Raw genomic sequence first — 26,009 nt, 5'->3', positions numbered from 1 at the left:
CCGGAGCCGCTGGCGGGCCGTCAGAGCGCCGCACAGCCGCTTTCGCCGCCCGGGAACGAGCGTTGAATGGCTCAAATGGGTGAACAGAGCGTCTGATGAGGTCGGGTAGCCGGATCACGTTGCCGTGGCCCGGCCCCCTCAGAACCGGACGTGCGAGCTTTCCCCGCATCCGGCGCACCAGAAGCTGAGTTCGAAGGTGTTGATGGCCGTCGCCTTGGGCCAGGCCCTCGATGCGCACCCCACGCCCGGTGCGCATCTGGTGCGCCTCACCGTCGTTTAGAGCCGTGCGCATCCCGACCGTGGTGCCCGTCCGATGCGCACCACGGTCAGACGATGCGCCGCAGCGTGCGCACCACGATGCGCACCACCCCCACCGCGCACCGCACCTGATGCGCCGCGCACCGGATGCGGTCAGGTGCCTCTATCACACGCCCCCTTGTCCGCAACCTACTCCGCGATGCAGCGGGGCTGCTCCAGGTGAAACGGCCGGGCAGCCCAGTGTCACTGCTCCGCCTGGACGCTCAGCTGGTGCTCTGCGTCACCGGTCGGGGTAGCGCGTCAGGAGGTGGCGCGCCTATTACGACGTAATATCCCGGGCCCCGGATGCAATCACTACGGAGCTGGCCTCTTCACTATGGCGCCCGTTCGGTAACGAACGCGGCCCGCTCCCCCACCGGCGAGTGGGAGAGCGGGGCCCGGGTGGTCTGGCGCTACAGGTCCTTCAAGAGAAGTTCGGCGACCTGCTGGCGGTACTCGGGGCTGCTGGCGGCTGCCAAGTCGGCCACGAACGCCTCGGGGCCTCCGAGCAGTTCCAGGTAGCGTCCGATCATCCTGCGCCGTTCGGGCGCGAGCACCTTCGAGAAGATGATGTCCATGCTGGCCGCACCGTCTGCCCATGGCATCTTGATCTGAGGCGGCTTGCTCGCGGGCTCTGCACGAGGATCGGGAACAGCCGCCGTCGGTTGCCCCTGCGAGTCGGACGCGTCGACGGCCGGGTTCATTACGTCGTAATAATCGTCATCAGTCTCTGCCGTCCTGTCAGCGGGATCCGCCGTGCCGGCTTGTGACGGGGGGGCTGACTTCAGCCCTGCGGTCCGCTCCCCCTCGGTAGAGCTGCGCCGCTGCTGCTTCACTCTGTCCTGCTTGTCGGCCTTCTCCTTGGCCCGTTTGTCCTTCAGCTGCTGCAGGTGGTGCTCCTGCTCTTCCGGCTTTTTGCGCCCGACCAGCCGGAGCAGATCTGCAGGCTCCTCCCCCGTCTCGAGCTTCTGCTGCAGCTCCGGGGTGAGGCCGAGCAGGGCGATCCGCTGTGAGACCCAGCCTTGGGACCGGTGGAGGCGGGCGGCCAGGGCTTCCTGCGTGCCGTGCACGCCGAGCAGCTGCTCGAGGGCCCTGGCCTCGTCCAGGTGGTCCAGGTCCTGGCGGTGGATGTTCGCGACGAGTGCTGACTCCAGGATCTCGTCGGGGTTGCTGCCGAGGTCCTCGTCCAGCATCACCTTGATCTTGGTGAGACCGCCTTCGCGGGCCGCGGCGAGGCGGGAGTTGCCGTCGATGACGACGTACTTGGTTCCCTCCTCCAGTTCTCCCTCGCGGTCGGGGTTGGCCTCGAGGTAGGAGAAGCGGGACATGATGCTGATGGCCGTCTTCTGCCCGTGGTCGCGCAGGCTGCCCGCCAGATCGGTCAAGTCACCCAGCTTCGACCTGGGGTTGACGGGATTCAAGCTGATCAAGGAGACGGGGAGTTCAACCGGCGGTGGCGCGCCGTCAGTCGGGGCCTTGGTGGCAGCGTTGATGGCTGCCCGCCGGGGACTGATGGACTGGGCCTGCTGGAACGAGCTGCCGGTGCCGAGTGCGGATGCTTTGCTGCTCATGAGATCTCCCGGGCCAGTGCGCGCATGGCCACTGACTGATCGCACCTGGGGGAGTAGGCGAGCAGTGGCCGCTTCACCCGCACAGCTTCCTTCTGCTCCTTCAGGTCTCCGATGACGCCGAGGACACGCGGATCCTTTATTCCCATCCAGTTCTCGAGGGAGGACGTGGCGATGTAGCCGCGGCGGGCGTCGTAGTGGTTCACCACGATGCCGAGGTACTCGAGTTCGAGGCCCATGTCGCTGCGCAGGTCCTCGATTTGAGAGGTAAGGAGTCCGTATGCGTCGGCGGAGCTGTCTTCGGCCTGGACGACGACCAGTACGCCGGAGTTGCCGGGCTCCTCGCCGGGGCGTCTGCGGCCGTAGTAGGCGGCTGCGTCCATGCTCAGCCCGAGGCTGGGGGGGCAGTCCACCAGGATGGCGTCGTAGTTGTCCTCGAGCGGAGCGAGGGCCCGCTCGAGAGCAGCTTCCCGGGCGCGCACGCCGGACAGCTTGACATCGAGGAGGAACGCATCGGTGCATGCAGGAAGCAGGTGCAGCCGGTCTCCGAAGCGTTCCTCGGCGACCTCGACGATAAGGTCACGCAGTTCACCCTTGCCCTCACCGGCCATGTGCTTGGTGAGGCTGTCGCCCTCGAGGGGGAGAGGCTCGTGCCCGAGTTGCTTGGTCAGGTGGCACTGCGGGTCGAAGTCGACGAGCAGGACTCGCTGTCCGAGGCCGGGCAGGTCTTCGTAGTCGAGAGGTGAGTCTTCCTCGTCCTCACTCAGGAGGGCAGCGAAGTGCTTGGAGATCCGAACGGGGTGGAGGCTGTCGGAGTCCTCGGCGAGCGCTTCGCCGATGCCAGCGGTGACGGCGGTCTTGCCGACTCCGCCCTTCTGGTTGCAGACGATGCGGCGCTTGACGACGACGGGCCGTTGCACGTGAGGAGCCGGGTTTTTGTCCAGCCACACCTGAACGGACTGGGAGAGGCCTTGGACTATCGATACGCCTCGCGCAGTGCAGTCCTTGCGGAAGTTGTCCCAATGGCCGGGTGGAAGCCAGGTCGAGAAGGACTTGGCGCCCGCGGTGTCGATGGGGGAGAGGTTCGCGCCCAGCCCGCGCCAGGCCGTGATGCCCGCTTCGACCGCGTGCTGGATGTCGATTCCGTGCTGCGCTGTACGGATCTTCAAGTCCTGCTGCAGCCCGGCTGGGAGCTTGGAGACGACCTTTTCCCGGTCGCCTGGGGAGGGCGATGTCATGACGGACACCTTACTAACATTCAAGATCGATTGATGCATCGACACGTTAGTAAGTCACAACTCTTCACACTCGACCCCGAGACGGAAGCGGGCGACCGGTATTACGTCGTAATGAAGACGCCTCACGCGCCCCCGCGACCCGCACGTGTCGGCGGCGGCTATTACGTCGTAATGAGACGCTCTCTGGGCAGGTCCCCGGGCACTACGCGGGCAAGTTGGGCGAGGGCAGCGCTACCGCCAGGCAAGGGAACCGGCTCGATCACGAAGCCGCCACGGGCCACGCGCTGCGAGGGACGTGGGTCTGCCCGGCCTGCCCTCTCCACGCAGACGCAGACGCAGGAGCCCGTTCCGACGTCTGGCGCACAACGTTGGCATGACATCGAACTCGGCGACTGCGGCAGGGCCTTCTGGGAGGTTGGCCACGCCGCCGCGTGTATGGCCAGGACTATGTCCTGGCTGTGGACAACGAGCCACTATCAAGCTCACCCCAGATGAGGCCCTGGTCCTGTCGGACTGGCTGGAGCGGGTGCAGATGACGGACCTCAGCCGTCTCGTGGACGATGAAGCTGTGTGGGCTCCAATCCACAGGCTCGCAGGAACGTTGGACAAGGCCGTCCCCGGAATCTTCGCAGCGGACTATTCCGAGCGTCTGGAGACGGCGCGTCGTCGCCTTCGCCCCGCGGATGACGCCGGTGAGCGGGATGCCTCCGAGTGACCTTGTGGGCAACTTCGCCCAAGTCCAGTGCGAACGAACCCGTGGCGAACGGCCGCATGCAGTTGGGCGTCTGCGGTAGGCGTCTTCATTACGACGTAATACTCGGCAGGGATGAGCCAGATGCGCAGCTGACGCCGTTCCCCCGGAAAGCAAAGAAGGTCCGGCCCCTGGAGCGTGCTCGCAGGGACTGGACGTTCTCGTCGCTCTCGGCCTCAGGGTTGGCGGGTGGCCTTCTCATACGCGGTGATGGTGTCGCCGATGGAGGCGGGGTCGAAGGCTCTGCCGACCCAGGTCCCGGCTTCGGTCCACAGATGCACGGTGGGGTGTCGCTGCTGCTGATGGCGAGGTAGGCGCCGTACTGGTCGACGGTGAACTCACCGGCAGCTTCGGCCTCGTCCGCGGTCCCGCTCAGTGCGAGGGGCACGGTCGCCAGGACTTCGAGCGTCTCGACTTGCAATTGAACAGCGCCGACGGCGCTGTCCGGGAGGGTCAGGATTCCTGAGACGCGCAGTAAGGCGTTCCTCATCCAGGGGGTGGTGCCGTTCCGAGGTGGGCACGGTTCATCATGGCTGGGTGCGCGCATGCCTGGGGTGAAGGGGAGTGGTGATGGCCCGGTTGGTCAGCAGGCAGGACCTCGACGTAGAGGTGGACTTCTACGGCTGGTGCCTGCAGGACGTGGACGACTCGATGGTGCCCGTATCTTTCCCTGAGGACTTCGAGCCGGGAGCGTTCCTGACCGCGCATGAAGGCCGGCTCGACTTCGCCAGTGCCGGCCACACCCACACCGCGGCGCTGGCAGCAGAGGTATGGGACGGCGCGCCCGCAGCAGCCGGGCGCGGGGAGGGATGGGACGAGGTGGCCGAGAGCCGGATCTCGTGCTCCTCGGGGGAGTTGGCCGTGTGGGCGGTCGCCGGCGGCCCGATGCCGGTGTATGTGCAGCTGTCCGACCACAGCGCCGGATGGCGGGTACGGGCTCACTGCCGGGGCCGCGAGGCTGTTCGCCAGCTCGCCCACGAGGGCGTCCCTGAAGGTGTGGAGCGCTACCTGGTCCAGTTCTGGCCCGACGATGTGTGAGAACGAAAGAGGGGGAGAAGCCGGACGACTCCTCCCCCTCTTTGTTTCAGTCGGCTACGAGCTGATCTTGACGATGAAGCCGTCCTCCGGGCCGTCGATGATTCTGTTCTTTGTCAGGAACTGGCCCAGCAGCCGGCCCGCGTCCTGGTTCTGCGTGGAGTCGACCGGGAGTACCGAGAAGTTCAGCTTCTCCGCGTGCGGGTCGTAGTCCGCCTGCGCGGCTCCCTCGTAGGTCGTTGCGAACGGGTACTCGTCGCAGTCCTTACCGCCCTGGGTGTAGTTGGGGCCGAAGTACCTGCGGCAGTTGCTGACCGCCTTGGCCCGGTTGTCCTTGCGGCGCTGCGCATCGAGGTAGAGGCGGTGCAGGGGTGCGTCGACGCTCTGCCCGGGGATCCTCTTGTCGCCGTTCGGCGGCTTCGTCGCTTTCGGGGTGGTCAACGCCTTCTTGATGTGGGCGGCTGCTCCGCGCTCGGGTGCGGTTGCCTTCGTGCTGTAGTTCAGCGTCGCGAGGTAGCTGAAGGATGCGCTGCCCTTGTTCGCCGGGGTGCTGCCGCCCGTCGGGTTGTTGAGGTACTTCGCCGCGTCCCAACGCGGCGCCAGCAGGAACGGCTTGCCGATGTTGGGGGTGCCGATCCAGCCGGGCACCGCCGATGCGGTGATCACTGGCTGGTAGACGGCGAAGACGGCATCGGCGGCTCCGGCACCTGTGCCCTGTCCCGGCGCGTAGCGCACGGTGTGGGTGAAGTGGGCCGAAGGCATGGCCCGAAGCGCGTCAAAGCTCTTCGTGACGGGCAGGTTGCCGCCCTGCGTTTTCCGTGCGGAGGCCGGCCATGTCTTCGGGATGGTTCCTTCGATCTTGTATATCTCCCGGTTTGTGGGAATCTCGCCCACTTTCTTGAATCCGACCACGTCGTAGTCGAACTTCATCGTCCGGTCGGCTTCCTTGGGCACGGTGCCCCGGATGAACACCTTCGTCTCGCTGATTCCCACCGGCGCGCCGTTCCTGCTCCAGGTGGAGGTCATGCGGATGCCGGTGCATACGGCGAAGCGTGATTTCACGTAGAACTTCCCGCCGCCGGGTCGGTCGATCTGCGCCTGGCACTCGGCGAGCGAGATCGACCGGGCCGGAGCGGGATATGAAACCGCGGCGGGCGCTGCGGCCTGCATGCGAGGAACAGCCGGAGTCGCAGTGGCCGAGGCTGCTGCGGCGCGCGGTGCGTAGCTGGCGACGGGGCCGACCGTTTCCAGCGCCGTCATCCCGCTGCCCGCCAGGTCGGCCTTCTCGCCGAGTGTTCTTATGGCGTCAGCCGTGACCGGCCCGTCCGGTGCGGCGATGCCGAGGGGCAGGGCATAGGACACGCGCTCAAGGTCACCGGGTTCGTCGGCTGACGCCGCTGGTGTCATCGCGGCCATCAGGACTGCTGTCGCGGCCAACGCTCCGTCACGCAGCCGCCGCATACTCATACTCAATGTGCCCCCCATGTTTGTGTGGCCCCCCATCTATCAGCGGGTCAGGCTGATCAAGGCCGGTTCCAGAGAAGCCTCACATCCCAAATAGGAACGCACGAACGATTTTTGGGATGTGGCGGAAACTGGAGCCCTCCTGTCCGATGTCCTCGCCAACACCCGATCGCGTCGCGCGGTATACGTCGATGAGGAGTTGACGCTGCGGCGGCCCCGGAACGCAACGAAGCCCCGCACTCCCGGGAGATCCGGGAGTGCGGGGCTTCGTCGTGGCCGCTTGCAGTTGACGCCGCCCCAAGAGCGGCTTGTCGTCGGTGCCGTACGGCTCGTCATCAGAGCTGCAGCCCGGCTCCATCTGTGCGCGGTCCGCGCTACATCCTCTTTGCTGGCGGCGAGCAGTATCCGGAAAGGCGTTGACCACGACTCGGTCTTTGGGGGCGGCTCGCCGGGGGCCGTGGCCGCGGTTCTTTAGTTAGGCGTTGCTGGGGGGTCACTCCGGTGGCTTCGCCGCCATACCACCAGCGGGGCTGGTCTGTTGAGTCTCCTGGTAGGGGACCAGGTCGCGTCGGTAGGAAGCGTGGACGGTTGCCTCGCGCTGCCGCATGGCCGCGGCAGCTCCGTCCAGGGCCGATGCCAGTTCCGCGACGCGGGACTGCAGCACGGCCACCTGGTTCTCCAGTTCGATGATGCGCTTGATCCCGGCGAGGTTGATGTCCTCGTCCTGCGAAAGCTGCTGCACCTGCCGGAGCAGCTCGATGTCGCGGGCCGAGTAGCGCCGGCCCCGGCCGGCGGTGCGGTCCGGGGAGACCAGGCCCAGGCGGTCGTACTGGCGCAACGTCTGCGGGTGCAGGCCGGAGAGCTGAGCCGCCACCGAGATGACGTAGACCGGGGCCTCATCGGTCAACCCGTACGGTCTGTTCCTTCGTGGATCAGCAGCCCCCGAACTACGGTTTCCGGATGGGTTACTGGCGGGTGTGTCAGCTTCCCCGCCCTGCATCCAGGACAGCAATTCGCGCCTGTCCTCGTCAAACTCCTCACGTGGCGGGGGCGATCCGAGCTCCTGTGCTGTCTCGCGCAGCAAGGTGGCAAGGTCGTCGTCAGAGTCGGCCCCTGCATCGTCCTGAGACAGGTGCGGGTCCTCCAGTGTGTCCTGTCGATCGTCAGTGCTGCTGTCGTCATCACTCCCGCCCTGGTCCTGCCGCTTTGGCCGCCATACCACCAGCGGGCTGGTCTTTTGGGCCTCCTGGTAGGGGACCAGGTCGCGTCGGTAGGAAGCGTGGACGGTTGCCTCGCGCTGCCGCATGGCCGCGGCAGCTCCGTCCAGGGCCGATGCCAGTTCCGCGACGCGGGACTGCAGCACGGCCACCTGGTTCTCCAGTTCGATGATGCGCTTGATCCCGGCGAGGTTGATGTCCTCGTCCTGCGAAAGCTGCTGCACCTGCCGGAGCAGCTCGATGTCGCGGGCCGAGTAGCGCCGGCCCCGGCCGGCGGTGCGGTCCGGGGAGACCAGGCCCAGGCGGTCGTACTGGCGCAACGTCTGCGGGTGCAGGCCGGAGAGCTGAGCCGCCACCGAGATGACGTAGACCGGGGCCTCATCGGTCAACCCGTACGGGTTCCGCCGCTTTCCGCTCATGCTCCCTCCTCTTCGGTCCATCGTCGTTGCCTGCGCTGACCGGGAACGACAGGTAGGGGCCTACCTCTTCCCTCAGAGTTTTGCGTGCGTGAGATAGGTGTACCCGTATGGTTCCCGGGCGCATGCCAAGCACCTTGGCGATCTCATCCCTGGGCATCTGTAACAACCACTCCATTGTCGCTACCTCACGCCGCGCGCGGGGCATGCTGCGCAGAACAGCCGCGCACTTGGCCAGCGCGAGGCGGTCCAGAGCAACCTGCTCTGGGTTCTCCTCCAGAGTCTGATCCAGCACCCACACCTGTGCCAGAAGCTCACGGAGGCGGCGTCGGCGTCGGAGTTCATCGATCCGATGGTTACGGCAGACGGTGAACAGCCAGGCCCTCTGGTGCCGTTCGTCCCATGTGCTGAACTCGTCCCAGTTCTCAATCGCTGCCTCAAAGGCACCCATCACGATGTCACGGTCGGACGAAGGATCTGATCCCGATCCCTCACGGAGGCGGGAGAGAAGACGGCGCATCGGCTCGTACAACTCGTCAAACAGAGCCGTCACACGATCCTGGTCTTCCGGCCTGAGCCGCATTGCCGCCATCGCTCACCGCCTTCGGCGGGCCCGTGAATCGGGACCCCCGACCCGAATACGCACACCTGGCCCTCCGATACCCGGCTCCTGCTCAACAATGGTGCCCCGCGGCGCGTGCCTCAGTACCGCCAACAACGTGCGACGGCGCTGCCATTCACTCACCGCCACACCAGTCAAGGTCAAGACGCCCGATACCGGAAGCACAAACCACGGCAGACCCCCCATGGCGACAACCGATGCCAGAGGTGCCAAGCCGAGGATGGGCACTAACTGTTGTCCCTTCACGTCGAAGGAGTCGAACGGCACCGCCAAACGTTAAAACCCCGGACGACGGAAGCAGCTGTCAGCGTTCTGGCGCAGTGGCTGCGTCACGTTCTGCGGATGTCGTTTCGCGACGACTTCGCGAGCTACTTGAGGACATGAGCCAAGATCAATGTCGAAGAGTCTTGATGTCACTCGACGGCCGCGGCGGTGAGTCCGATGCCGGGGCTGCCCGCCTGGACATCACTGGCCTAGTTTGGCGGGTGCTGACGTGGCCGTAGCAGGAGCTGGTCCGGGTCAGCTGGAAGTCTGGCGCAAGACGAGGCAGACGAAGCCAAAGCTGTCCCGGAAGGAACGCAGCCATTCGGATCGGCGGGTGGTGGCTGTCGAGAGAACGTCGGAACTGTCTGGATCATCAGGATGGTCCAGGGCCCAAGCAGCCATCGCCCCCCAGCATGCCCACTCATAATCGTCCAGCTCCCGGCGGGTGCTGACGTGACCGTGGACGGGAGTCCACCCCTCGGCGGTCACGCGATCCAACGTGGTCGCCAGGTCGGTGAAGTCGCCGAGCATCTCAACGGCTTCCGGGGACGGCTCCTTCTCCCAGAATCCGTCACCGACCAGGACGCGCCCGCCCGGCGCCAGATGCTTGCGTGCCGCCGCGAGAGTGGGGAGCAGGCCGCCGAAGGCGTGGGCGGCCCCGACGCTGAGCACCAAGTCGAACGGGTGCGAGGAGGCGAAGTCGGCGGCTGCCTGGTGGTGGAGGACCAGGCGTTCTTGGACACCGAGGCTGCTCGCGGCCTCACGGGCTTGTGCCAGCGCGTCTTCAGAGATATCGACGCCCTCGGCACGCAATCGAGGGCTGGTGGCCAGGGCCCGAAGGAGCCACTCTCCTCCTCCGCAGCCGAGATCGAGCACACGCGCGTCAGGTTGGGAGAACCCGCGCTCGAGCAGTTCGCACACCGAATCGTCGTCGAGGGGAGCTTTGATCGGATGATTGGCATGAGCGATCCTGGACATCTGTTCACGGTTCATCGGCGCAGCCTGACACCGCCGGAAGACTGCACGCACCTCCAATTCCTCGCTGAACTGCATGCCACTCGCGAGTGATGCCGTCGTCGGCCTCCTCGTTGAGGGCAGTGGTCACGCCGCGCCCTCCGTGCGTCGGGGGGAACCCAGGGCGAGGGGCGCCAGAGCGGGGATGTCCACCTCGCGGCCATCGCCTTGTGGAGCGCGGTGCGCCAGGTGTCTTCCCACTCACAGCCGCAGGGGTGGTCCGGATACGGATGCCGCAGGAAGGATCGTCGCCGGGGTGCAGGTGGAGGTTCCGCCAGCCGTGAACGCGGGCCGTGGACGCCGTGCGCACGGCTCAGCGGGTCAGGTTGGCGAGGAAGGACTCGGCTGCCGACCACGGGGTCAGCTCGATGCCGAAGCCGCTGTGTGTATCGGGGCCTTGGATGTGGACCAACCGGCCGGACAGGTAGACGACGTCGCCGGTGCGGAACGCCCCCGTGTACGTACCGAGGTAGCTGCGAAGGTGGGTGATCCGGCGGGCGAACACGGACGGCTCGTCGACCGTGGACTCCGTGACCGTGTCCACCTCGATCCCGTAGAACGCCGGCGTGACCAGGCCCTCGGAGTGATCCGTGATCCGGGCAAAGACGGAGATCGCCCCTACCTCTTTGGCAACCACCCCGGCGAACGTCTTGTCGCCGTCGGCCCTCAGCGGCTCACAGTTGATGTGCGCCCCCGCACCGGCTGTCAGGCCCTGCAGTTTGCGCACCTCCTGGCGCATGAGCGCGTCGAAGCTTCCCCCCACCATGTACTTGGCGCGCCGCACGTACAGCCGGGTCAGGGTCTCGCCCTCGTACGGGCAGATGAGGGCGCGTTCGGCGAACAGGGCCTGTGCCGCCTCGTAGCCGCGCGGCCCGTAGCAGACCAGATCGATGTCGGAGCGGGCGTTGCAGGCGCCGACCAGGAAGGACCCGGTCACGCCGACGACGTCCGCAGCGCCGGCCGCGACGATCCAGTTGATGATGGCGAGCAGGTCCTCGCTGACCGCCGTTTGGCCCAGGAGGCCGGGGGCCTGGTGCAGTGCGGCGAGGGTCTGGCGACAGGAGTAGTGGGTGACGATGTCCTCGCGGGGCACGCCGGTGATGACGCACCCCACGGCGGGGGAGTAGATGTAGCACTCGGGCCGGTCGGCGAGGATCCCGAACGCTTTGGACACGACGCTGTTCTGCCGGTACGTCCGGCCGAACAGCACCCGGTCACCGCGGGCGTCCGGGTAGTACTTGACGTACCCCAGGAAGTGCGTGCCGGGATGGACATCGCCGATGACTTTGAAGATCACCCCGGCGCGGTCCAGGAGGTAGTCGCGGTCACGGATGGTCGCCAGCGCTGTGCCCAGCGGCGAAGTCTTCGAGGCCGGGGAAGAGGGCGGTATCGACCGTCCCGGTGCGCTCATACTGCTCAAGTCCCTTCGTGAAGAGGTGACGGCGGTACTGCCACTTCAGGTGCTTGTCCGTACGGGAGGGGTCGGTGGGCCGCATCAGGGCGAGGAAGAACAGGGCCTTGACGAGCAGGTAGGCGCCAAGGTTCTGGCTGGCCGACTGTCCGGTTGCGTTCAGGCTCGCGTCGTCCAGCGCGGCGAGGTAGCGGCGCCGCTGGCCGGGGCCGGCGGTGTAGCCCTTGTTGCCGCCCTTGAAGGCGATGATTTCCAGGGCCGGGAGGACGTCGTATCCGAGGGGCACCAGGCCGTGGTGCTGCCAGTCGATGACCCCGGCCGACAGGACGTTGGGCAGGCCGTAGTCGAGGTGGCCCCACACCAGCGGAACCGTGCCCAGGCGGTCCAGCGCGTGATCGAGCACAACGTGTGTCCGGGTGTTGTCCAGATCGGGGTTCTCCTGGAAGACGTTCTGGGTGAACCCGGCGCTGTCCAGCCACTGCCGCAGCGCGCTGGCCGTGGGCTGGACAAGGTGGGCGGCCTGGGCGCGCAGCAGCCGGGCCGCGACCTGCGCGGCGGTGTCGGCGACGTCGTCGGCCAGGTCGCGGCCGCCGTCCAGTGACGCCACCGCCCGGTCGTGCAGGGTCTCGTCGCCCAGCGACTCCTCCACGACGTAGTAGTGGCCGTCGTCGGTGACGCCCTCCTCCAGGACGTGCGGGACCGGGTAGTTGAGGTTTGCGATCCGGCGCTGGAATTCTGCCTTCGACTGGAGCTCGGCCCCACCGGTGCGCCGGTAGCGCGTTCTGTCGGCGGAGACGTACACCGCGCCGTCGTCTGCGGCGGTCCGCTTCTTGACGAACGCCAGCCGTTCTCGTTCTCGCTCATCAACTCGCTCCTCCCGGCTCCTCCGCGGAACCGTGGGTGACAGGCAACTCGGGGATGGCCCGGGACAGGGTCCGCACGTCCATGACCCAGCGCATATCACCCGCCGCGACGCTGCGCCGCAGTTCGGCGAGGACGTCACTCCCGGGTGTGTCCGGCCGGGCCAGGTGGGCGCGGCGCCAGAATTTCAGCAGGGCCGGGAGCTGTGCCGGAGTGATGCCTGCCCGGATGTGCAGTGAGCACAGGGGCAGGAACCAGGCGAGGAACAGCTCTCGTAGCTCCGGGCTGACGCGGTGCACCTCGCAGAGCCGCTGCAGCGCCGCGGTGTCGTCGTACGGGATGCGCCCGTGCAGTGCGTACCGCAGCCGCGTTCCGTTGTGCCGCCAGAACAGGGCCCCGTAGGCAGCGACGTTCGCCGCGGCGTTCTCGGTGACCGTCATCACCGGCTGCCCGGCGCCGTGCCGGGCAGCAGCAGCCAGCACGGCGATGTGCACGCCGGCCCGCGGGTCCAGGACCAGGCCGGTCAGCCCGAGCGGCGCGAGGCTGATGCCGTGGTCACGGGTGCGGGACAGGACCAGCCGCTCCGGGACGTTCTGGGCGATGGTCAGCAGATGTCCCGGTGGCCGGGCCCGGTAGGCGTGGAAGTCATCACGTGCGAGCACTGGTGCGTCCGGGGGCCGGTCCCAGACCAGCAGCCGCCGGGTGTGCGGCCGGGAGCCCTGGTGCCCGCACGCCCGGCAGGCGTGGGCGACGGCGCCGGTCATGTGGCCGCAGCGGCTGCAGAGATGCACTGCGGTGGGAGTAACCGCCAGGGCGCCTTCCCGCAGGAGGCGTTCGGTCATCTCCAGCGCGAGGGCGGCCACGGCGGGCGTGGTGTCGGTGAGAACGCCACCGGCCGGGGCCGGGCCCGGCGCGTACTTGGCGGCGATCGCGCGTTCCTCCCGCTCCTGCCGGCCGACGGTGTCCCGGTCGGGGGCGTCACGGTGGCGCAGGTCTCCGGCCAGAGTGACGGTGTTCCACAGATGCGGGACCGGCCCGGCGCCAAGGAGCGTGTTGAGTGCTTCGGCCGCGCGGATGCCGGCCGCCTTGCCCGGCCGTCCGGCGATGGTGAAGGGGCCGTTCTGCACGGGCCCGTTGATGTACACGACGTTCATGGCCGCGGCCTCCTCAGCAGTCCGGCTGTACGGTGCCGCGGGCGTGGAACAGGCCGCCGGCCTGTTCGTAGACCAGGACCGCGGCGTTGGGTGTCTTGCGCACACGGGCCTCGTCGACCAGTTCCGTCACCGGCCGGCGCTCCAGGACCGCGCGCAGCGCGAGGATCGCGGTGTGGTGCGTGAACGCCACGACATCCGCTCCGGACGCGGTGTGCAGGCCGTCAACGAACGCCGTGGCCCGCCGCAGGACGCCGCAGGCGAGGGACTCTCCGCCGACGCCGGGGGGCGTCCACAGGTGCTTGCGGGTCTGCCGGTCCTGCGTCCCCTCGGGGTAGGTGGCGTACAGCTCTCGTTTGGTCATGTAGGTGGCCGCGCCGTAGTGCTGCTCGTTGAGGAGCGCAGTCACCTCGCAGGGCAGGCCGGGCAGAGCAAGCGCGGCGGTGTCCAGGGCGCGACGGTACTGCGAGGTCCGGATCGCCGGGTCGGGCCCGGTCAGGTCCCGCAGCGTCTGCCGCAGCCACAGGCACTGGAGGAAGCCACGGGGCGTCAGGCCAACAACATCCCGGGACAGGGCATGCGCGGCCGGCCCGGTCCACGGACGGGGGTTCTTGTAGAAGCCGGTGTATTTGGTGGCGTTCTCGATGGATTCGGCGTGGCGAACGAGGAAGAGCATCTTCATCCTCTCTGTGAAGGTGTCGTGCCAGACAGCGCCGTGCCCGCACGGGAGGCGGGCACGGCGCTGTATGTACGCGGGTGCTACTGGGGAGTGGTGTCGGCGACTACGAGGAACTGGTCGCTCGCCAGGTCCATCACGACCCGGGCGTCCGTCTTGCCTTGGGCACGCTGAGTGGCGGCGTATTCGTCGGCGGGCCAGGAGCCGCGGGGGTGGCCGGCGGGGAACCACTCCAGGACGGCTCGGGCCTGCGGGGTGGTCATAGCCATCAGGCGTCACCGCCGTTCACGCGCTCGTGGATGTCGATCAGGGTGGTGATGGTGTCGGGGTTGTCCGCCAGGCCGACCCACTGCCCTTGCGCGGTGAAGACGGGCACGGCGTCGGTGTCGGCGTCGAACACCACGACGTAGTCGCCGTACCGGTCGAGGACCATCTCCCGCAGCGCTCGCGCCGGTGCGGCGGCCAAGACGTCCAGGGCGTCGACGGTGAGCTGCGCGGCCTCGCCGGTAGCGCCGGGCTGGACCAGGGTTCCGGAGACGTGCAGCAGGTCGCCGGGCTGTATCTCGGTGAGCAGCGCGTACGCGATGCGGGACTCTTCGGTCGTGCAGGAGAACACCCTGTCGTCCGCGGGGTCGTTGGTGGGTGAGGAGATCAGCTCGAACTGGGCTGTTCCCGACCGGGGGGAACCGACGAAATGCGCTGATCAGGCACCTTGCGCCAGCACTCACAGGTCGTTTCCCGCGATCTCGAAGATCATTTCCCACGGCCCTGCCCGCGGGGCTGACCGGAGCTTCCGCTCCTCTAGCTCGACGACGGACGACGCTACTCTCACTGGCGACGTTACGCCGGCACTCAGTGAGCCTTTTCAACGCTGCCGCTCCAGGGTGAGGACGGCGGCGGAGATTGACGACATTCGATTCGGGCTGCATCGTGCCCTGCGCGAGCACGAGCCGGAGTACGTACTGCTCGACGGGACGCTCGCCGAATGCGACCGTGTGGGCGACGGCCGGGCCGACTACTCGCACAAGCACAGTCGCCACGGCGTGAACGTGCAGGTCGTGACCGACCCGGCCGGGCAGGTGCTGTGGATCTCGCTGGCCTTGCCAGGCCGGTGCCACGACCTGACCGGGCGCCGGCCCCTGGTTCACCACCGGGCGCAGACGGCCGCCCGGCGGGCAGCTATCCCCAACACAGCAGACGGTCAACCGGGCTCTGGCCACGTCCCGAGCACCCGTCGAACGTTTGAGGAGCGCGCTTCGGGACACTGAGCGCGCGATGTGCTGAGCGAGCTGTCGCCGGCTCTACGGCGAGCAGGACCTCGACCTGTCCGTCGAGGACGGCAAGCCGGCTGGTCTCAGGTGTCGAAGAGGCCGTAGCGCTCGCGCACGGGGCGCAGCCGTGCTGGCCATGGGCGAATGGGCTGGCCACGCCTGGTCCGTACTGAGTACCGTCCCAGGCGAACCGTGCTTCATTGCCACCGCGTTGGGCGTGCGGGACTACATCCAGCGAGCCCTCGAGGTCACCGCGACCATCCACAGCGTCGTGGCGGACTCACCCCGGGCCATGGGTGGGAGCTCAATGCGAATACCACCGTCCCGTCCCATCGAGACTTCTTCCTGGCCCAGCTCCCGCGCCGCTGCCGCGGCCTGCCCTGGTGGAGCGACTTACGAACCGCGCTCGCCCCACTGAACGACGTAGCCACAGTCCACCTCCACGGGGACTTGAAGCCCCGCGTTAGGAACAGTTTGACTGTCTCAGCCTGTTGGGTGTCTCACCTGTGGTATGTACGCGCATCCCCTGGTGAGTACGCCGCCCCGAACCAAGGTGTCTCAGCAAGCGTTACTGACTTGTCACCTGCTGGCGCATGGCCGCGCCGGGACCGGTAGTGGTCTGCGTGAAGCCGCCGCCCTCGCGCGGAGCCATAGGGAGAGAACGGCAGCGTTCGCGCCACTGCCCCGAGCCGGAAGGGCTGCCAGCGAAGGGCGAGGACGACGGCCAGCGCGTGCCGCACTCCGCGCGGATCGCGCGGGTCGGGGACCTGGGCCAGCCGCTCCAGCAGGCCCGGGCCGACTTCGGAGCTGCTCGCGGAGCTGGTCAAGGGCGGGCGGGATCGGGGGTGATCCGTCGGCGGGCACGGTCTTCCAGGCAGGTCACGGGGCGTAGAGAACTCCATGATCTTGGAACCCCCTGCCTGTTCTGCTTCCAGCCCACCATACCCAACGAACCGTCACGAACCGGACGACGGCTGACTACGCCGAAGCCCTGGGGTGCTCGCCGGTCTTGACTGCCAGGGGCCGCGTCGTCATTGCGGCGGCGTGAGCCGCCTGTACCAATAGATGGTCGTGCTTTCATCGCAGAAGACGTGGCAATTCGAATCCGGGCAGATATCCAAGTGCATGTTGCGCAGTTTACGTGCCGCACGGATACGCGCCCCCCTTCGCCGTACGGGTATTTCAAGCGGCTCACATGGCACGCCAGGTGGAGACAGGTCGTTCCCTCTACCAAGCCAATCTTCGCCCTGGCCTGCCTGCTTGAGAGATACCCCATAGCGGTCGAGATTATCTACTAACGGTATCCAAAAAGCCGCGTGATGGTTATCGAAAACCTTCCCGTTCCCACATGTTCCGTCGCAGTGGGCAACGTGATGCCGAGCCATGGCATTTGCCAACCGCCTTACAGCAATTCTGTTGTGGAGATAATCGATAGCACCCATGAGGTATATCCGTCCCGGCGAAACTTAATCGGCAGCCTAGGCACATTACTCGCGCCGAGCCTTAACCGCAACCGTGGAGAGTTCCCCCGAGTGGTGTCTCTGGGATGAACGACGGGTCTGCTTGGCCGGGCCAGGTAGACCACAGCGGCCAGCCATGGTCTGCTGCCAGCCCGTGGTGAGCTTTCGCGCAGTGGCAAAGGCGCAGTTGACCAGGATCTGGTGGCGGTGGATGGTGCGTTCGGAGCGGACTGGAAGTCGGCCCAGCCGAGTTCGGGTGGGCCGACGATTGATTTCCTGGCTACCAGCTGTCGGTGAGCCGGACAGGCGCGGCGAAGGTGCCGTCACCGTGGCCCAACCACCGGTACAACGTGCCGGTAGCGTCGTTGCGAGCGATCAGGTCGGCCTTTCCGCCGCCAGTAAAGTCACCGGCGACGGTCTGGGTGAAGTCCCAGCCGCCAGTGAGTTTCTTGCGGGTGCTGAACGTGCCGTTGCCATTGCCAGGCCACAGGTAGAGGTTGCCGGAAGAGTCCTTGGCGATCAGGTCGGCCTTTCCGTCGCCAGTAAAGTCACCGGCGACGGTCTGGGTGAAGTCCCAGCCACCGGTGATCTTCTTGGGAGCGCTGAACGTGCCGTTGCCATTGCCAGGCCACAGGTAGAGGTTGCCGGAAGAGTCCTTGGCGATCAGGTCGGCCTTTCCGTCGCCAGTAAAGTCACCGGCGACGGTCTGGGTGAAGTCCCAGCCACCGGTGATCTTCTTGGGAGCGCTGAACGTGCCTGTCGTGCTTCCCGTCCAGAGCAGCAGTTCGCCCCTGGTGTTGCGTGCGATCAGGTCTGCCGTGCTGTGTGCGGTGAAGCTGGCAGCGACGGTTTGTGTGAAGTCCCAACCATCGGTCAGCATCCTGGGTGAATTGAACGACCCGCCTTTGTTGCCCGTCCACACCGACAGCTGGCCGCGTGCGTCCGTGGAGAACAGGTCCGTGATCCCATCCCCGTTGTAGTCACCAGCCATCAGGTCCTGCTGAGACAGAGAGGTGACAACCTTGATCCAGGCGCCGACGTCGTCGACACGAGAGCTGATGGCTCCAGTACGAGTCTCTGCAGCGTCCATTCCCAGGCAGCCGCCCTGCCAGGAGCGGGAGTTGATGGCGACGAGTTCCGGCGTGCCGTTAGCCGTGCGCAGGGCTGGGCCTCCGGCGTCGCCCTTGCAGACGGTCGCGGTGTCGGAGCCGTTGAGGTCCACTGTCGTGTTCGTGGTGGAGGCGACGGTGAACGTGCCGGTGTGGAGCTTGCTGGGCACCCATTCGGTCTTGGTGCGTCCGAATCCGGCAACAGTGAGCTGCTCGTTGTCGGCGGCGGGCGTGGTCGCCAACGGCACGGGTTTGATGGCCGGGTCCGTGATCCGGGTGGCGAGCCTGACGAGGACCAGGTCGCGGTCGGCGTGCGGGACGAGCTCGATGGCCTGCTGGACGGTGCCGTTGGTCTGGGTCAGGTCAGTGCGGCCGATGGTGACGGTGGTGGTGATGGCGGGTTTGCCTGCGGGGGGTTTGCCGTCCGCGGCGAAGCAGGTGGCCGCGGACAGGACCCACTGCGGGTCGACGAGCGTCCCCGTACAGGCCGTCTGCTCACCGACGTTGATCTTCGCGACGTAATTCAGCTGTGCCGGGGCGTCAGCTCCGGTGAGCGCAGAGGAGGGGGCGGCGGTCGCCACGGTGGCGAGGGCGATGGCGGCGCCGGTCGCCCACATCAAGCGTGAACGTTTCGCGGTCATGAAGTGTCCCTGAAGGTAGAGCGCTGATCGCGTTCGACCAGCTTCAGTGGGTTCCTTGTGATGGCAGGTTCGGAAGGAGACAAGTCGGCCGGTACGCAGGCCGGCCGGGTGCGGCGTCAACCCGTTCCGGGGCGCTACTTGGAGGTGCGGATCTCCACGAGCATGTGGTCGCGCCCCTCGGGGTCGGCGCTCTCGCCGACCGCGGTCCAGGTCCCCTTGGCGACGTCGAAGGACTTCTCTTCCGTTCCGACGGTCATGTCGACCTCGGCGGTCTGCTCGGCGCTCCCCTTCACGCCGTACACGGCCGGGATCTCCATCGTCAGGAACCCGGAGCTGCCGGTGACCTTGAAGCAGATCTTGTCCTTCTCACGGGCCCACACCTCGAGTAGCCCGGCCTCGCTCGCGCAGTCGGCCAGCACGATGCGGCCGTCACCGCGCTTCAGCACGATGTTCTGCTCCGCCAGGATCTTGTCGGCGTTCGGGTAGCTGAAGTCCTCCACCGCGTAGCCCGGCGCACCCTCGGCAACCGGCGCCACGTCGTCGCCGCCCCCACGGGAGGCGGAAGTCGACCACAGGACGGCTCCGACAGCAGCTGCACACGCCGTCGCAAGGACACGAGTGACGAGTTTCATGCGAAGTTCCCTCACTTAGATCACGGCTCCTTTCCCTGTTTTTTCCATGCCCATCACCGCCCCGTACTCCGTATGAAGAAGCGCGCCGCTCACGACCGTAAGGGAAAACGCTTGCCGGAATGTTTGGTTGAGTAACTGGACGGTTTCAAGCCAACGCGCCAGCCGCCTGGATGGCTCGACAGGAAGAGGCAAGAGTCGAGCGCTCTGCCCCCATTCAAGCCGTGGCGTTATTTCCATTGAACTCACCTGCCCTTGGCGATGTCCACTGGATAAACCGGGGCAATCGCATCGGTTTCCTGAAATGACCCTCGGTCAGGTTTCGACAGTTCGGGCGGACTGCACCGGAGTGGGTAACGAAATGATCAAGAATTGAAACCAGAGGACTGCGAGCGTCAATTGGTTGCATGCGACCGTATAACGGTTTGGTAAATGCTGGATTGGTGGATTCCGTGCGATGGATGGCTGGTTTTCGATGCAATTTATTGTGCGTACGTACTGAGAAGCGACATCACGTCCCAACCTGGGCAAAAAGCGATTTTGCAACCGCCGCCCTATGTGCCGCAGAAATTGATGTGTAATCATCACGGCCTTGGCTGGTGCGCAGGCGCTATGAATTTGGGCGCAGTATCCGTTTGCGCGTGCACCGCCGTAATTCACACAGGGGGAGTTGTTTTGTCGTCAACGTTGTGGAGTAGGCGCCGGATTCTTACCGCGCTGGCTGGGGCTGCCGCGGCCCCGGCCCTGCCGTCGATCATCACTCTGGCCGCCGGCCCCGCTCATGCTGCCGGGGCCACCGCTGTGGACACCGGCCTGCCCGATACCGACCGCGGCAAGGCCGTGTGGGAGTACAAGCTCGGCGGCCAGACGGTCCGCGAGTCAGCCGCCGCCGCTCTCGTGGGTGGTTCGGCAGCCGTCTCCACGTTCCTCGGCCAGGAGCTGGCGGCGGCCAAGGCGCAGGACAACCGCCTGGCCCTCTTCGCCGGACTCGCCAAGTCGGGCAGGGGAGTTCAGACTTCGGCCGGCGCGGCCCTGTCCGGAGGGGACAGCGCGATCGCCGCCTACATGGCCGACGGATTCACCAACGCCGTCATGGAGGACCTCCGGGTGGCGGTGACTTCGGTCAGCAGCAACAGCGGATCCGCAGTGAAGCGGGAGGCCGGCAAGGCGCTGAACACGAACACCCGCGCCGCGTTGACGTCCTTCCTGGTGGACACCCAGTACACCGCCCGGGACGAGGACAGCCGGGTGAAGGTCACCACCATCCTCAACACGGCCTCCCCGGAGGTGAAGAAGTACGCGCAACGCGCCCTGGACGACGGATCGCGCGATGCGATCGACCGGTTCTTGATGTCCGGCCAGTTCATCGCCCGTGCCCGCGACGACGAGGCCGCGACGATCGAGCAGCTGGTCGAGATCGTGGAGCGCGAGGGCAAGCGGGCGAAGCTGACGACGGAGAAGGCCGTCGCCGCTTCCGAGGAGGCCAAGGAGGCCGCCGCGAAGGCCAAGGAGGCTGCCCTCGAGGCGAAGGCGGAGGCGCTGGCAGCCGAGCAGGACGTGAAGAAGTCGGCGAAGGCGGCCAACAACGCCGCGAACGCCGCGAACGGTGCCGCCGCCGCCGCGTCCACGGCCATCGTCGCCTCGCGCACCGCCCAGTCCGCCTCGCGGCGCGCGGCGCAGGCGGCGCAGGCCGCGGCTGCAGCCGCGGCCAGCGCAGGCGGTGCCGCCTCCCGCGCCTACCGGGCTGCGATCGCCGCGTCCAAGGACGCGTCCAAGGCGGCCGCCGCCCGCTCGGCGGCCCAGGGCGCCCGCAACGCCGCGGCCCGTGCGCGCACCGCGGCCGGAGCCGCTCACCAGGCTTCGATCGCCTCCCAGCAGGCGGCGTCCGCCGGCTCGGCGGCTGCGGGCGCAGCCCAGAACGCGGCCGCGGCCGCCAACGCCGCGGCTGACGCCGCCAACGCGGCGGGCGCAGCCAAGTCCCAGGCCGCCAAGGCGCGGGCCGCCGCCGCCGAGGCCAACGCCGCCGCCGCGCGGGCCACCCGCGCGGCCGGCACCGCACAGACCTTGGCGAACCGTGCCGCGTCCGCGGCTGCCGTGGCACGCGACGCGGCCAACAGCGCCGCGGAGCACGCCGACAAGGCCGCGGTCGCTGCCGAGGAGGCGGCGGCCCACGCGGGTGAGGCGGTCGAGTACGCCAAGCGCTCCACCGAGTACGCCGCCGCCGCAGTGAAAGCGGCCGACACGGCCACTAAAGCGGTCAACGAAGCGATCGCAGTGGAGAAGGCGGCCCGGGACTCGGAGACCACCCGGATCGCCGAGGACGAGGAAATAGGCATCGCGCTGGCCCGCTTCAAGACGCAGGCCGAGGCCGACGACACGCTCCTCATGGAGACGCAGCGCGCTCAGGCGGAGAAGCTCAGCCAGGAGACCAAGGACCTGGTCGCGGCTGCAGAGTCGGCGCTGCTGGGCGGGGACACGGTCAAGGCCGTCGACTCGGGCCGCCAGGCCGCCGTCAAGCTGCTGGTCTCGAGCGGCACTTGGACCCGTGAGGCGGCCGAGTACGCGCTCGCCGGCACGGACGAGGACGTGGTCAACTGGATCAGCACCGACCGCACCCTGGCCCTGGATCAGGACGACCGCGAGAACGTGCTATCCCTCGCGACGGCGTCCGTGGTCGACATCGCGGAGGCCGCCCACCGGACGCTCGTCGACGAAACTCCGGGCGCCGCAGCCCGGTTCCTCGACACCGGCGCCATCGCAGCGGGGCTCGAGCACTACCGGATCTCCGTGCTGAAGGTACTGAACGGCGCACCGGGCAGAGCGGTCCAGGCCAAGGCCCAGGCCGCCCTCAACGACGGCAGCGCCAAGGCCCTGCACCGCTTCCTCGCCGTCGAATGGGCCGAGGCGACGAAGGAGGACGACCGGGTCGAGATCCTCAGTCTCCAGCAGACCGGCGGCCCGTACATGAAGTCGGCCGCGCAGATCCTCCTCGAGGGCTCGTCGCGCATGCGGCGCGCCTTCGTGATCCAGGACAAGCACTACGTCGCCCAGCTCGACCACGACCACCTCACGCACGTGGCGGCCATGCGTGCCGCCATCGCGCACGCCGCGAAGGTCGCCGCCAAGGCGCGGGAGGACGCGGCGCGTGCCTCCCAGGCTGCTGCGGAGGCCCGCAACGCGGCCAACGAGGCGCTCGAGTGGAAGGCGAAGGCGGACGGTTACGCCAAGGACGCCCTCGACTCGGCCGCCGAGGCCAAGACCAACGCCGAAGACGCCGACAGGTCGGCCGCGGCCGCCCAGGTGTCGGCCAATGCCGCCAAGGCGGCGGCGGCTACCGCGCGCGGTGCGGCCCGGAGCGCCAACTACTCGATGCGCCAGGCGTCGGCGTCGGCCACCCAGGCGGTGGCGTCCGCGGTGAATGCGCAGTCCTCGGCATCCGCGGCGCGGGCCTCCGCCATCCAGGCGGGCAAGGACGCCAAGGCGGCGGCGGTCGCGGCCAGCGAGGCGCGCGCGATCGCTGTCAGGAAGCGTGTGGAGGAAGCCAGGGAGGCGGCACGCAAGGCGGCCGAGCTGGCCGCGCAGCAGGCGCAGGCGGGGACGAACCCCGCCGACAACGCGGAGAACGACGACAAGACCGGTGACACCAAGTGGTTCGGCCTCTGGCCTGAGGACATCACGGACCCCAAGGACTGGTCGTCGGCGGTCGGCCACTGGAGCACCGGTGCCGGCGTTGTCGCGTCGGTCGCCGGCCTCGTGGCGCTGTTCCCGCCGGCCGCGCCGGTCGCGGGTCCGATCGCTGTGGGGGCGGGACTCACCTCCTGGGGTCTGCAAGGAGTGAGTGCCGGCCTGGCGTGCTGGGGATACGGCTGGGACAGCAAGGAATTCCATTCCGCTCTCGGCCTCTTCGTGCTCGGCGGAAGCTTCATCGGCAAGTCGAAGCTGACGAGGAGCATGCTCCGTAGAGCAGGCATCGACGAGAGGGTCATCGGTGAGAAGATCGTGGACATCGGCTACGACGTCACGACTACCGTGGTCGGCATCTTCACCTGGTAAGCAGCCCGCACAGACGCGTGGACGGGGCGAGTCGCAAGCTTGCCCCATCCACGCGGTTCCGCAGCACCTAGGGGGTCTTCCGTGTTCAGTTTCTGGTCCTCCACCACTGGTTGGTGGATCGCGGCTGCCGCGGTGGCCATCGTGTTCGGCGCGGTCATGCAGTCCTGGGCGACGACGAGGAAGTGGAAGGTGTTCCTCGCGACAGCCCCCGGCTTGGCCGGCGGCCTTTCGACGGTCGGGGACACCGCGATGCGGGGCGAGGGTGTGCAGACGGCGCTGCAGCTCTACACCGTCGGGATGCTGGGCCTGCTGATGGCCATGGCCGTCTTCACCAAGTACATCCGACGCCAGGTGGCCCTGGTCCGCGCCGGCGGAACGATGGAGCGCGCGACGCCCAAGCACGTCATGGTCTTCCTGGGCACCTGCTTCGCCGTCACCCTCTTGACGGCCGCCGCGCTCGGCACCCTCCTCGACATCTGACGGAGCGTCCCATGCCCCTTACTTTGTGGGTCGTTGCTGTCCTGATCCCCGAGATCGTGCTCTCCTGCCTGCTGTTGCGCTGGCTCCCGGACCGACGTGAGTGGCCGATACCGCTGCTGATCCCGGTTCCGGCGATCGTCGTGGTGGCGCTTCTCATTCGGTACGTGGCGCAAGAGCCCTGGCCCGGCACGCTCGCAGCGTGTGCCGGCTTCCTGTGCGGTCTCGCCCTGGCGCTGCTGCCGTTCCGGGGCTGGGTGTCGTCGTGGACCCTCCCGGTGCACGGGGACGAACGGCTGCGCTGGCGTGAGGTGGCCTTGGTGGCTCTGACCGTCGCCACTCCGGTGTCGACGACGCACACGAAGGCCGCGACGGGCAAGGCGTTCGCGCCGCGTGAAGTGGTGCGCGAGCGAGGGAGGTTTCCGTCGGCGATGGGTGTGGCCTTGCTGGTGCTTCCGGTGCTCTGCGCGGTGGCGGCGGGCTGGGCCGCGGATGCGGTCGGCCTGACGGTCGTCCACCCCTGACCGGGCGCAGTTGGTTCCCTTGGCGAGGCAGTCGAGCATCGAACTGCTGTTGGTGTACTGAATTGGCGGCTTCGTCACCGTCACCATGATTCGCGTGGGTGGGAACGCAGGAGCCCCCGAAGGCCTCGCGGCCTTCGGGGGCTCCGCGGGATCCACCTGCCGCTGGTGGACCCGGAGCCGAGCCCCACCGGACCACTCAGGGTCTGCAAGCAGCGCAGCATCGCCGTCGCCCCTGACGTCGGCGCCAAGCACTGGCAGGCCCTCGAGCACGGCGACCAGGAATGGCAGAAGGTCTACTTCCGCCTCCGCAACAGCGTCGAGGGCTTCAACGGCTACGCGAAGAACCCCTCGGCGAGGGCATCGAGGCGGCCGGCTCCCGGCGTATCCGCGGCATCGCCGCCCAGACGATCCTTCTGGTCTTCCAGCTGGCCCACGCCAACCGCCGGAAGATCAAGGAATGGGTGGAGACTCTCGCCCTCAACGGGCAGCGCCCACGCAGGCGCACCCATCACCGGCGCAGAACCAAGCCGCTGGGCAGTTGGACCCCCACCGGCTACCTCGCACCGACCGCCTAGCGATCAGCGCGAGACACACCAGCCTGAAGATCAACAAAAGATCAAGGCCCGCATCGTGACGAATGCCACAGTGTGGGCCCCCTCACGTAAAAACGCCCCGAACCGCTCCGCACTCGGTCAGCCACGCGCTCCGAAACAACGAGAAACGGGCCCCACCAGGACTTTCGTCTCTGGTGAGAACCCGTTTCGTCGGTTTCTCACCGGGTGCCGGGGGTGGGGACGGCGTAGAGGAAGCCGTCGACCGTGAGGGGCTTGGTGTCCATCAGCTCGCCTCCGCCAGGGCGGTGGTGCGGTGCGCGGCGTCGTACGCGTCCAGGACGGTCTTCGCCGGGTTGCCCGTGTCGGCGACCCGGTGGCCGTTGGCGCGCGCCCACGTCCGGATCGCGGCCAGCTGCTCCTTGCTGCGCTTGGTGCCGGTCGGCGCGGAAGCGGCGGCGGGCGTCGCGGGTCGGCCGCCGGCCTTCACCGTGCGCAGCGTTTCCTGTGCCTGTTCCAGTTCCGCCTTGAGCTTGGCGACGCGCTCTTCGGCCTCTCGCTGGGCGTCGTCGGTCTCGCGCCGTGCGGTCAGCTCGGAGAGGTCGCTGCGGATGCGGGCGGCCTTGTTGCGGATGACGGCGGCCGGGTGGTCCTTCGCCCAGGAGAGCAGGGCTTCGATCCCGTCGCTGTCCACCGGACTATCGGACGCGGGGCCGGCCGTGTGCGGGGTGTCGGTGTCCGGGGTGGGGGCGTCCTGGTCGGTGTGCTGGAGGGCTTCGGCCAGTTCGCTCTCCGACAGTCCGAGGGTCTCGCGGACGTGGGCGGGGCTGTCGCCGTTGGTCAGCATGGAGGTGGCGGTGGCGGTGAAGGCGTTGACGGGCATCGTGTCTCCGGTCGTCGGGGTGTCGGACGTGTTCATGTGGGGGAGCAGGCGTACGAGGTCGTCCTCGCCGCAGGGCAGTCCGAGAGCGCCCAACAGGTCGGAGAGGTCGTCCTTGTCGCGGGCCTGGTGGGCGACCACCAGGGAGGCGGCGGCGCTCTGGCCGCTGCCGATCGGGGTGAGTTCGAGGGCCTCTGCTTCGAGGGCCTCTTTCATGTCGGTGAACACGGCGGCTCCTCTATGCGGCGGTGGTGCGGGGCTTGCGCTGGGCGAGCGCCAGGACCTCGCGGTTGCGCTGCTGCTGGTCGGGGGTGAGCGGCCGGGGCTTCGGTGCGCCGTGGCGGTGCCAGAGCGGGGAGGCGGGCGGCTCGGGGTAAGCGAGGGCGTGATCCACGTCGTGCTGTGGGGTGCTGCTCATGGGGGCCTCCA

20 protein-coding genes and 3 pseudogenes are annotated in these 26,009 nt (G+C 67.7%); 6 read left to right on the top strand and 17 right to left on the bottom strand.

Translation table 11 applies throughout. From position 1 onward, the window contains the following. Positions 1-710: 710 nt before the first annotated feature. Positions 711-1,868, bottom strand: a complete 1,158-nt coding sequence (locus OG735_RS41560; RefSeq protein WP_327328759.1) for a ParB/RepB/Spo0J family partition protein — start codon at positions 1,866-1,868, stop codon at positions 711-713. Beyond that, positions 1,865-3,103: a ParA family protein gene (locus OG735_RS41555; RefSeq protein ID WP_327328758.1), complete on the bottom strand. Its 1,239-nt coding sequence runs from the start codon at positions 3,101-3,103 to the stop codon at positions 1,865-1,867. Before OG735_RS41555 ends, OG735_RS41560 begins: the two co-directional genes overlap by 4 nt. 1,321 nt (positions 3,104-4,424) lie before the next feature. On the opposite strand from OG735_RS41555, the gene OG735_RS41545 reads away from it, so the two are divergent. Next, complete coding sequence (locus OG735_RS41545; protein WP_327328756.1) at positions 4,425-4,892, top strand: hypothetical protein; 468 nt, start codon at positions 4,425-4,427, stop codon at positions 4,890-4,892. 54 nt (positions 4,893-4,946) lie between these two features. Here OG735_RS41545 and OG735_RS41540 read toward each other — a convergent pair whose 3' ends face one another. From OG735_RS41540 to OG735_RS41490, 11 genes and pseudogenes are all read right to left on the bottom strand, one after another. Further along, positions 4,947-6,251 (bottom strand): NucA/NucB deoxyribonuclease domain-containing protein, encoded by a 1,305-nt coding sequence (locus OG735_RS41540; protein WP_327328755.1) that lies wholly within the window; start codon positions 6,249-6,251, stop codon positions 4,947-4,949. A 573-nt stretch (positions 6,252-6,824) separates the two neighbouring features. Further along, positions 6,825-7,260 (bottom strand): annotated as a pseudogene (locus OG735_RS41535) (heat shock protein transcriptional repressor HspR). A gap of 285 nt (positions 7,261-7,545) precedes the next feature. Continuing rightward, positions 7,546-7,989, bottom strand: a pseudogene (locus OG735_RS41530) (heat shock protein transcriptional repressor HspR); the annotation flags it as partial. Continuing rightward, entirely contained in the window at positions 7,949-8,578 is a 630-nt protein-coding gene (locus OG735_RS41525) for an RNA polymerase sigma factor (RefSeq protein WP_327328754.1), read from the bottom strand. The gene OG735_RS41525 and the pseudogene OG735_RS41530, both read right to left, overlap by 41 nt. A 549-nt stretch (positions 8,579-9,127) precedes the next feature. After that, positions 9,128-9,865: an SAM-dependent methyltransferase gene (locus OG735_RS41520; RefSeq protein ID WP_327328753.1), complete on the bottom strand. Its 738-nt coding sequence runs from the start codon at positions 9,863-9,865 to the stop codon at positions 9,128-9,130. Positions 9,866-10,199: 334 nt separating this feature from the next. After that, entirely contained in the window at positions 10,200-11,297 is a 1,098-nt protein-coding gene (locus tag OG735_RS41515; RefSeq protein ID WP_327328752.1) for a hypothetical protein, read from the bottom strand. Further along, a complete protein-coding gene (locus OG735_RS41510; RefSeq protein ID WP_327328751.1) occupies positions 11,212-12,099 on the bottom strand; it encodes a phosphotransferase in 888 nt (295 codons plus the stop codon). The genes OG735_RS41515 and OG735_RS41510 overlap by 86 nt, the downstream gene beginning before the upstream one ends. A gap of 61 nt (positions 12,100-12,160) precedes the next feature. After that, a complete protein-coding gene (locus OG735_RS41505; RefSeq protein WP_327328750.1) occupies positions 12,161-13,312 on the bottom strand; it encodes a hypothetical protein in 1,152 nt (383 codons plus the stop codon). 13 nt (positions 13,313-13,325) lie between these two features. Next, positions 13,326-13,985 (bottom strand): histidine phosphatase family protein, encoded by a 660-nt coding sequence (locus OG735_RS41500; RefSeq protein ID WP_327328749.1) that lies wholly within the window; start codon positions 13,983-13,985, stop codon positions 13,326-13,328. A gap of 83 nt (positions 13,986-14,068) precedes the next feature. Further along, positions 14,069-14,254: a hypothetical protein gene (locus tag OG735_RS41495; protein WP_327328748.1), complete on the bottom strand. Its 186-nt coding sequence runs from the start codon at positions 14,252-14,254 to the stop codon at positions 14,069-14,071. Continuing rightward, positions 14,254-14,601 carry a hypothetical protein gene (locus OG735_RS41490; protein ID WP_327328747.1) on the bottom strand — a complete coding sequence of 116 codons (348 nt, stop codon included), beginning with the start codon at positions 14,599-14,601 and terminating at the stop codon, positions 14,254-14,256. Before OG735_RS41490 ends, OG735_RS41495 begins: the two co-directional genes overlap by 1 nt. 304 nt (positions 14,602-14,905) lie before the next feature. Between OG735_RS41490 and OG735_RS41485 the strand changes: the two are divergent. Beyond that, positions 14,906-15,227 (top strand): annotated as a pseudogene (locus OG735_RS41485) (transposase family protein); the annotation flags it as partial. A 1,769-nt stretch (positions 15,228-16,996) separates the two neighbouring features. On the opposite strand, the gene OG735_RS41480 reads toward OG735_RS41485, so the two are convergent. Continuing rightward, entirely contained in the window at positions 16,997-18,466 is a 1,470-nt protein-coding gene (locus tag OG735_RS41480) for an FG-GAP-like repeat-containing protein (protein WP_327328746.1), read from the bottom strand. Between the two features lie 134 nt (positions 18,467-18,600). Next, complete coding sequence (locus OG735_RS41475) at positions 18,601-19,098, bottom strand: hypothetical protein (protein ID WP_327328745.1); 498 nt, start codon at positions 19,096-19,098, stop codon at positions 18,601-18,603. A gap of 672 nt (positions 19,099-19,770) precedes the next feature. Between OG735_RS41475 and OG735_RS41470 the strand changes: the two genes are divergently transcribed. From OG735_RS41470 to OG735_RS41455, 4 genes are all read left to right on the top strand, one after another. Next, complete coding sequence (locus tag OG735_RS41470; protein ID WP_327328744.1) at positions 19,771-23,148, top strand: ALF repeat-containing protein; 3,378 nt, start codon at positions 19,771-19,773, stop codon at positions 23,146-23,148. A gap of 81 nt (positions 23,149-23,229) precedes the next feature. Next, on the top strand, positions 23,230-23,628 hold the full coding sequence (locus tag OG735_RS41465; protein WP_327328743.1) for a hypothetical protein: 399 nt from the start codon (positions 23,230-23,232) through the stop codon (positions 23,626-23,628). Between the two features lie 11 nt (positions 23,629-23,639). Continuing rightward, a complete protein-coding gene (locus OG735_RS41460) occupies positions 23,640-24,149 on the top strand; it encodes a hypothetical protein (protein WP_327328742.1) in 510 nt (169 codons plus the stop codon). 281 nt (positions 24,150-24,430) lie between these two features. Then, entirely contained in the window at positions 24,431-24,724 is a 294-nt protein-coding gene (locus OG735_RS41455; protein ID WP_327328741.1) for a hypothetical protein, read from the top strand. Positions 24,725-24,986: 262 nt separating this feature from the next. Here the strand turns inward: OG735_RS41455 and OG735_RS41450 are convergent, their stop codons facing one another. Together OG735_RS41450 and OG735_RS41445 are read right to left on the bottom strand one after the other, a co-directional pair. Further along, complete coding sequence (locus OG735_RS41450) at positions 24,987-25,808, bottom strand: Lsr2 family DNA-binding protein (protein ID WP_327328740.1); 822 nt, start codon at positions 25,806-25,808, stop codon at positions 24,987-24,989. A gap of 10 nt (positions 25,809-25,818) precedes the next feature. Continuing rightward, positions 25,819-25,998, bottom strand: a complete 180-nt coding sequence (locus OG735_RS41445; protein WP_327328739.1) for a hypothetical protein — start codon at positions 25,996-25,998, stop codon at positions 25,819-25,821. Positions 25,999-26,009: the final 11 nt, after the last annotated feature.

The sequence above is a fragment of the Streptomyces sp. NBC_01210 genome (assembly GCF_036010325.1).
Taxonomy (GTDB): domain Bacteria; phylum Actinomycetota; class Actinomycetes; order Streptomycetales; family Streptomycetaceae; genus Streptomyces.
Note: the sequence above shows the minus strand (reverse complement) of the source record. Positions and strands in the feature narration are given on the sequence as shown.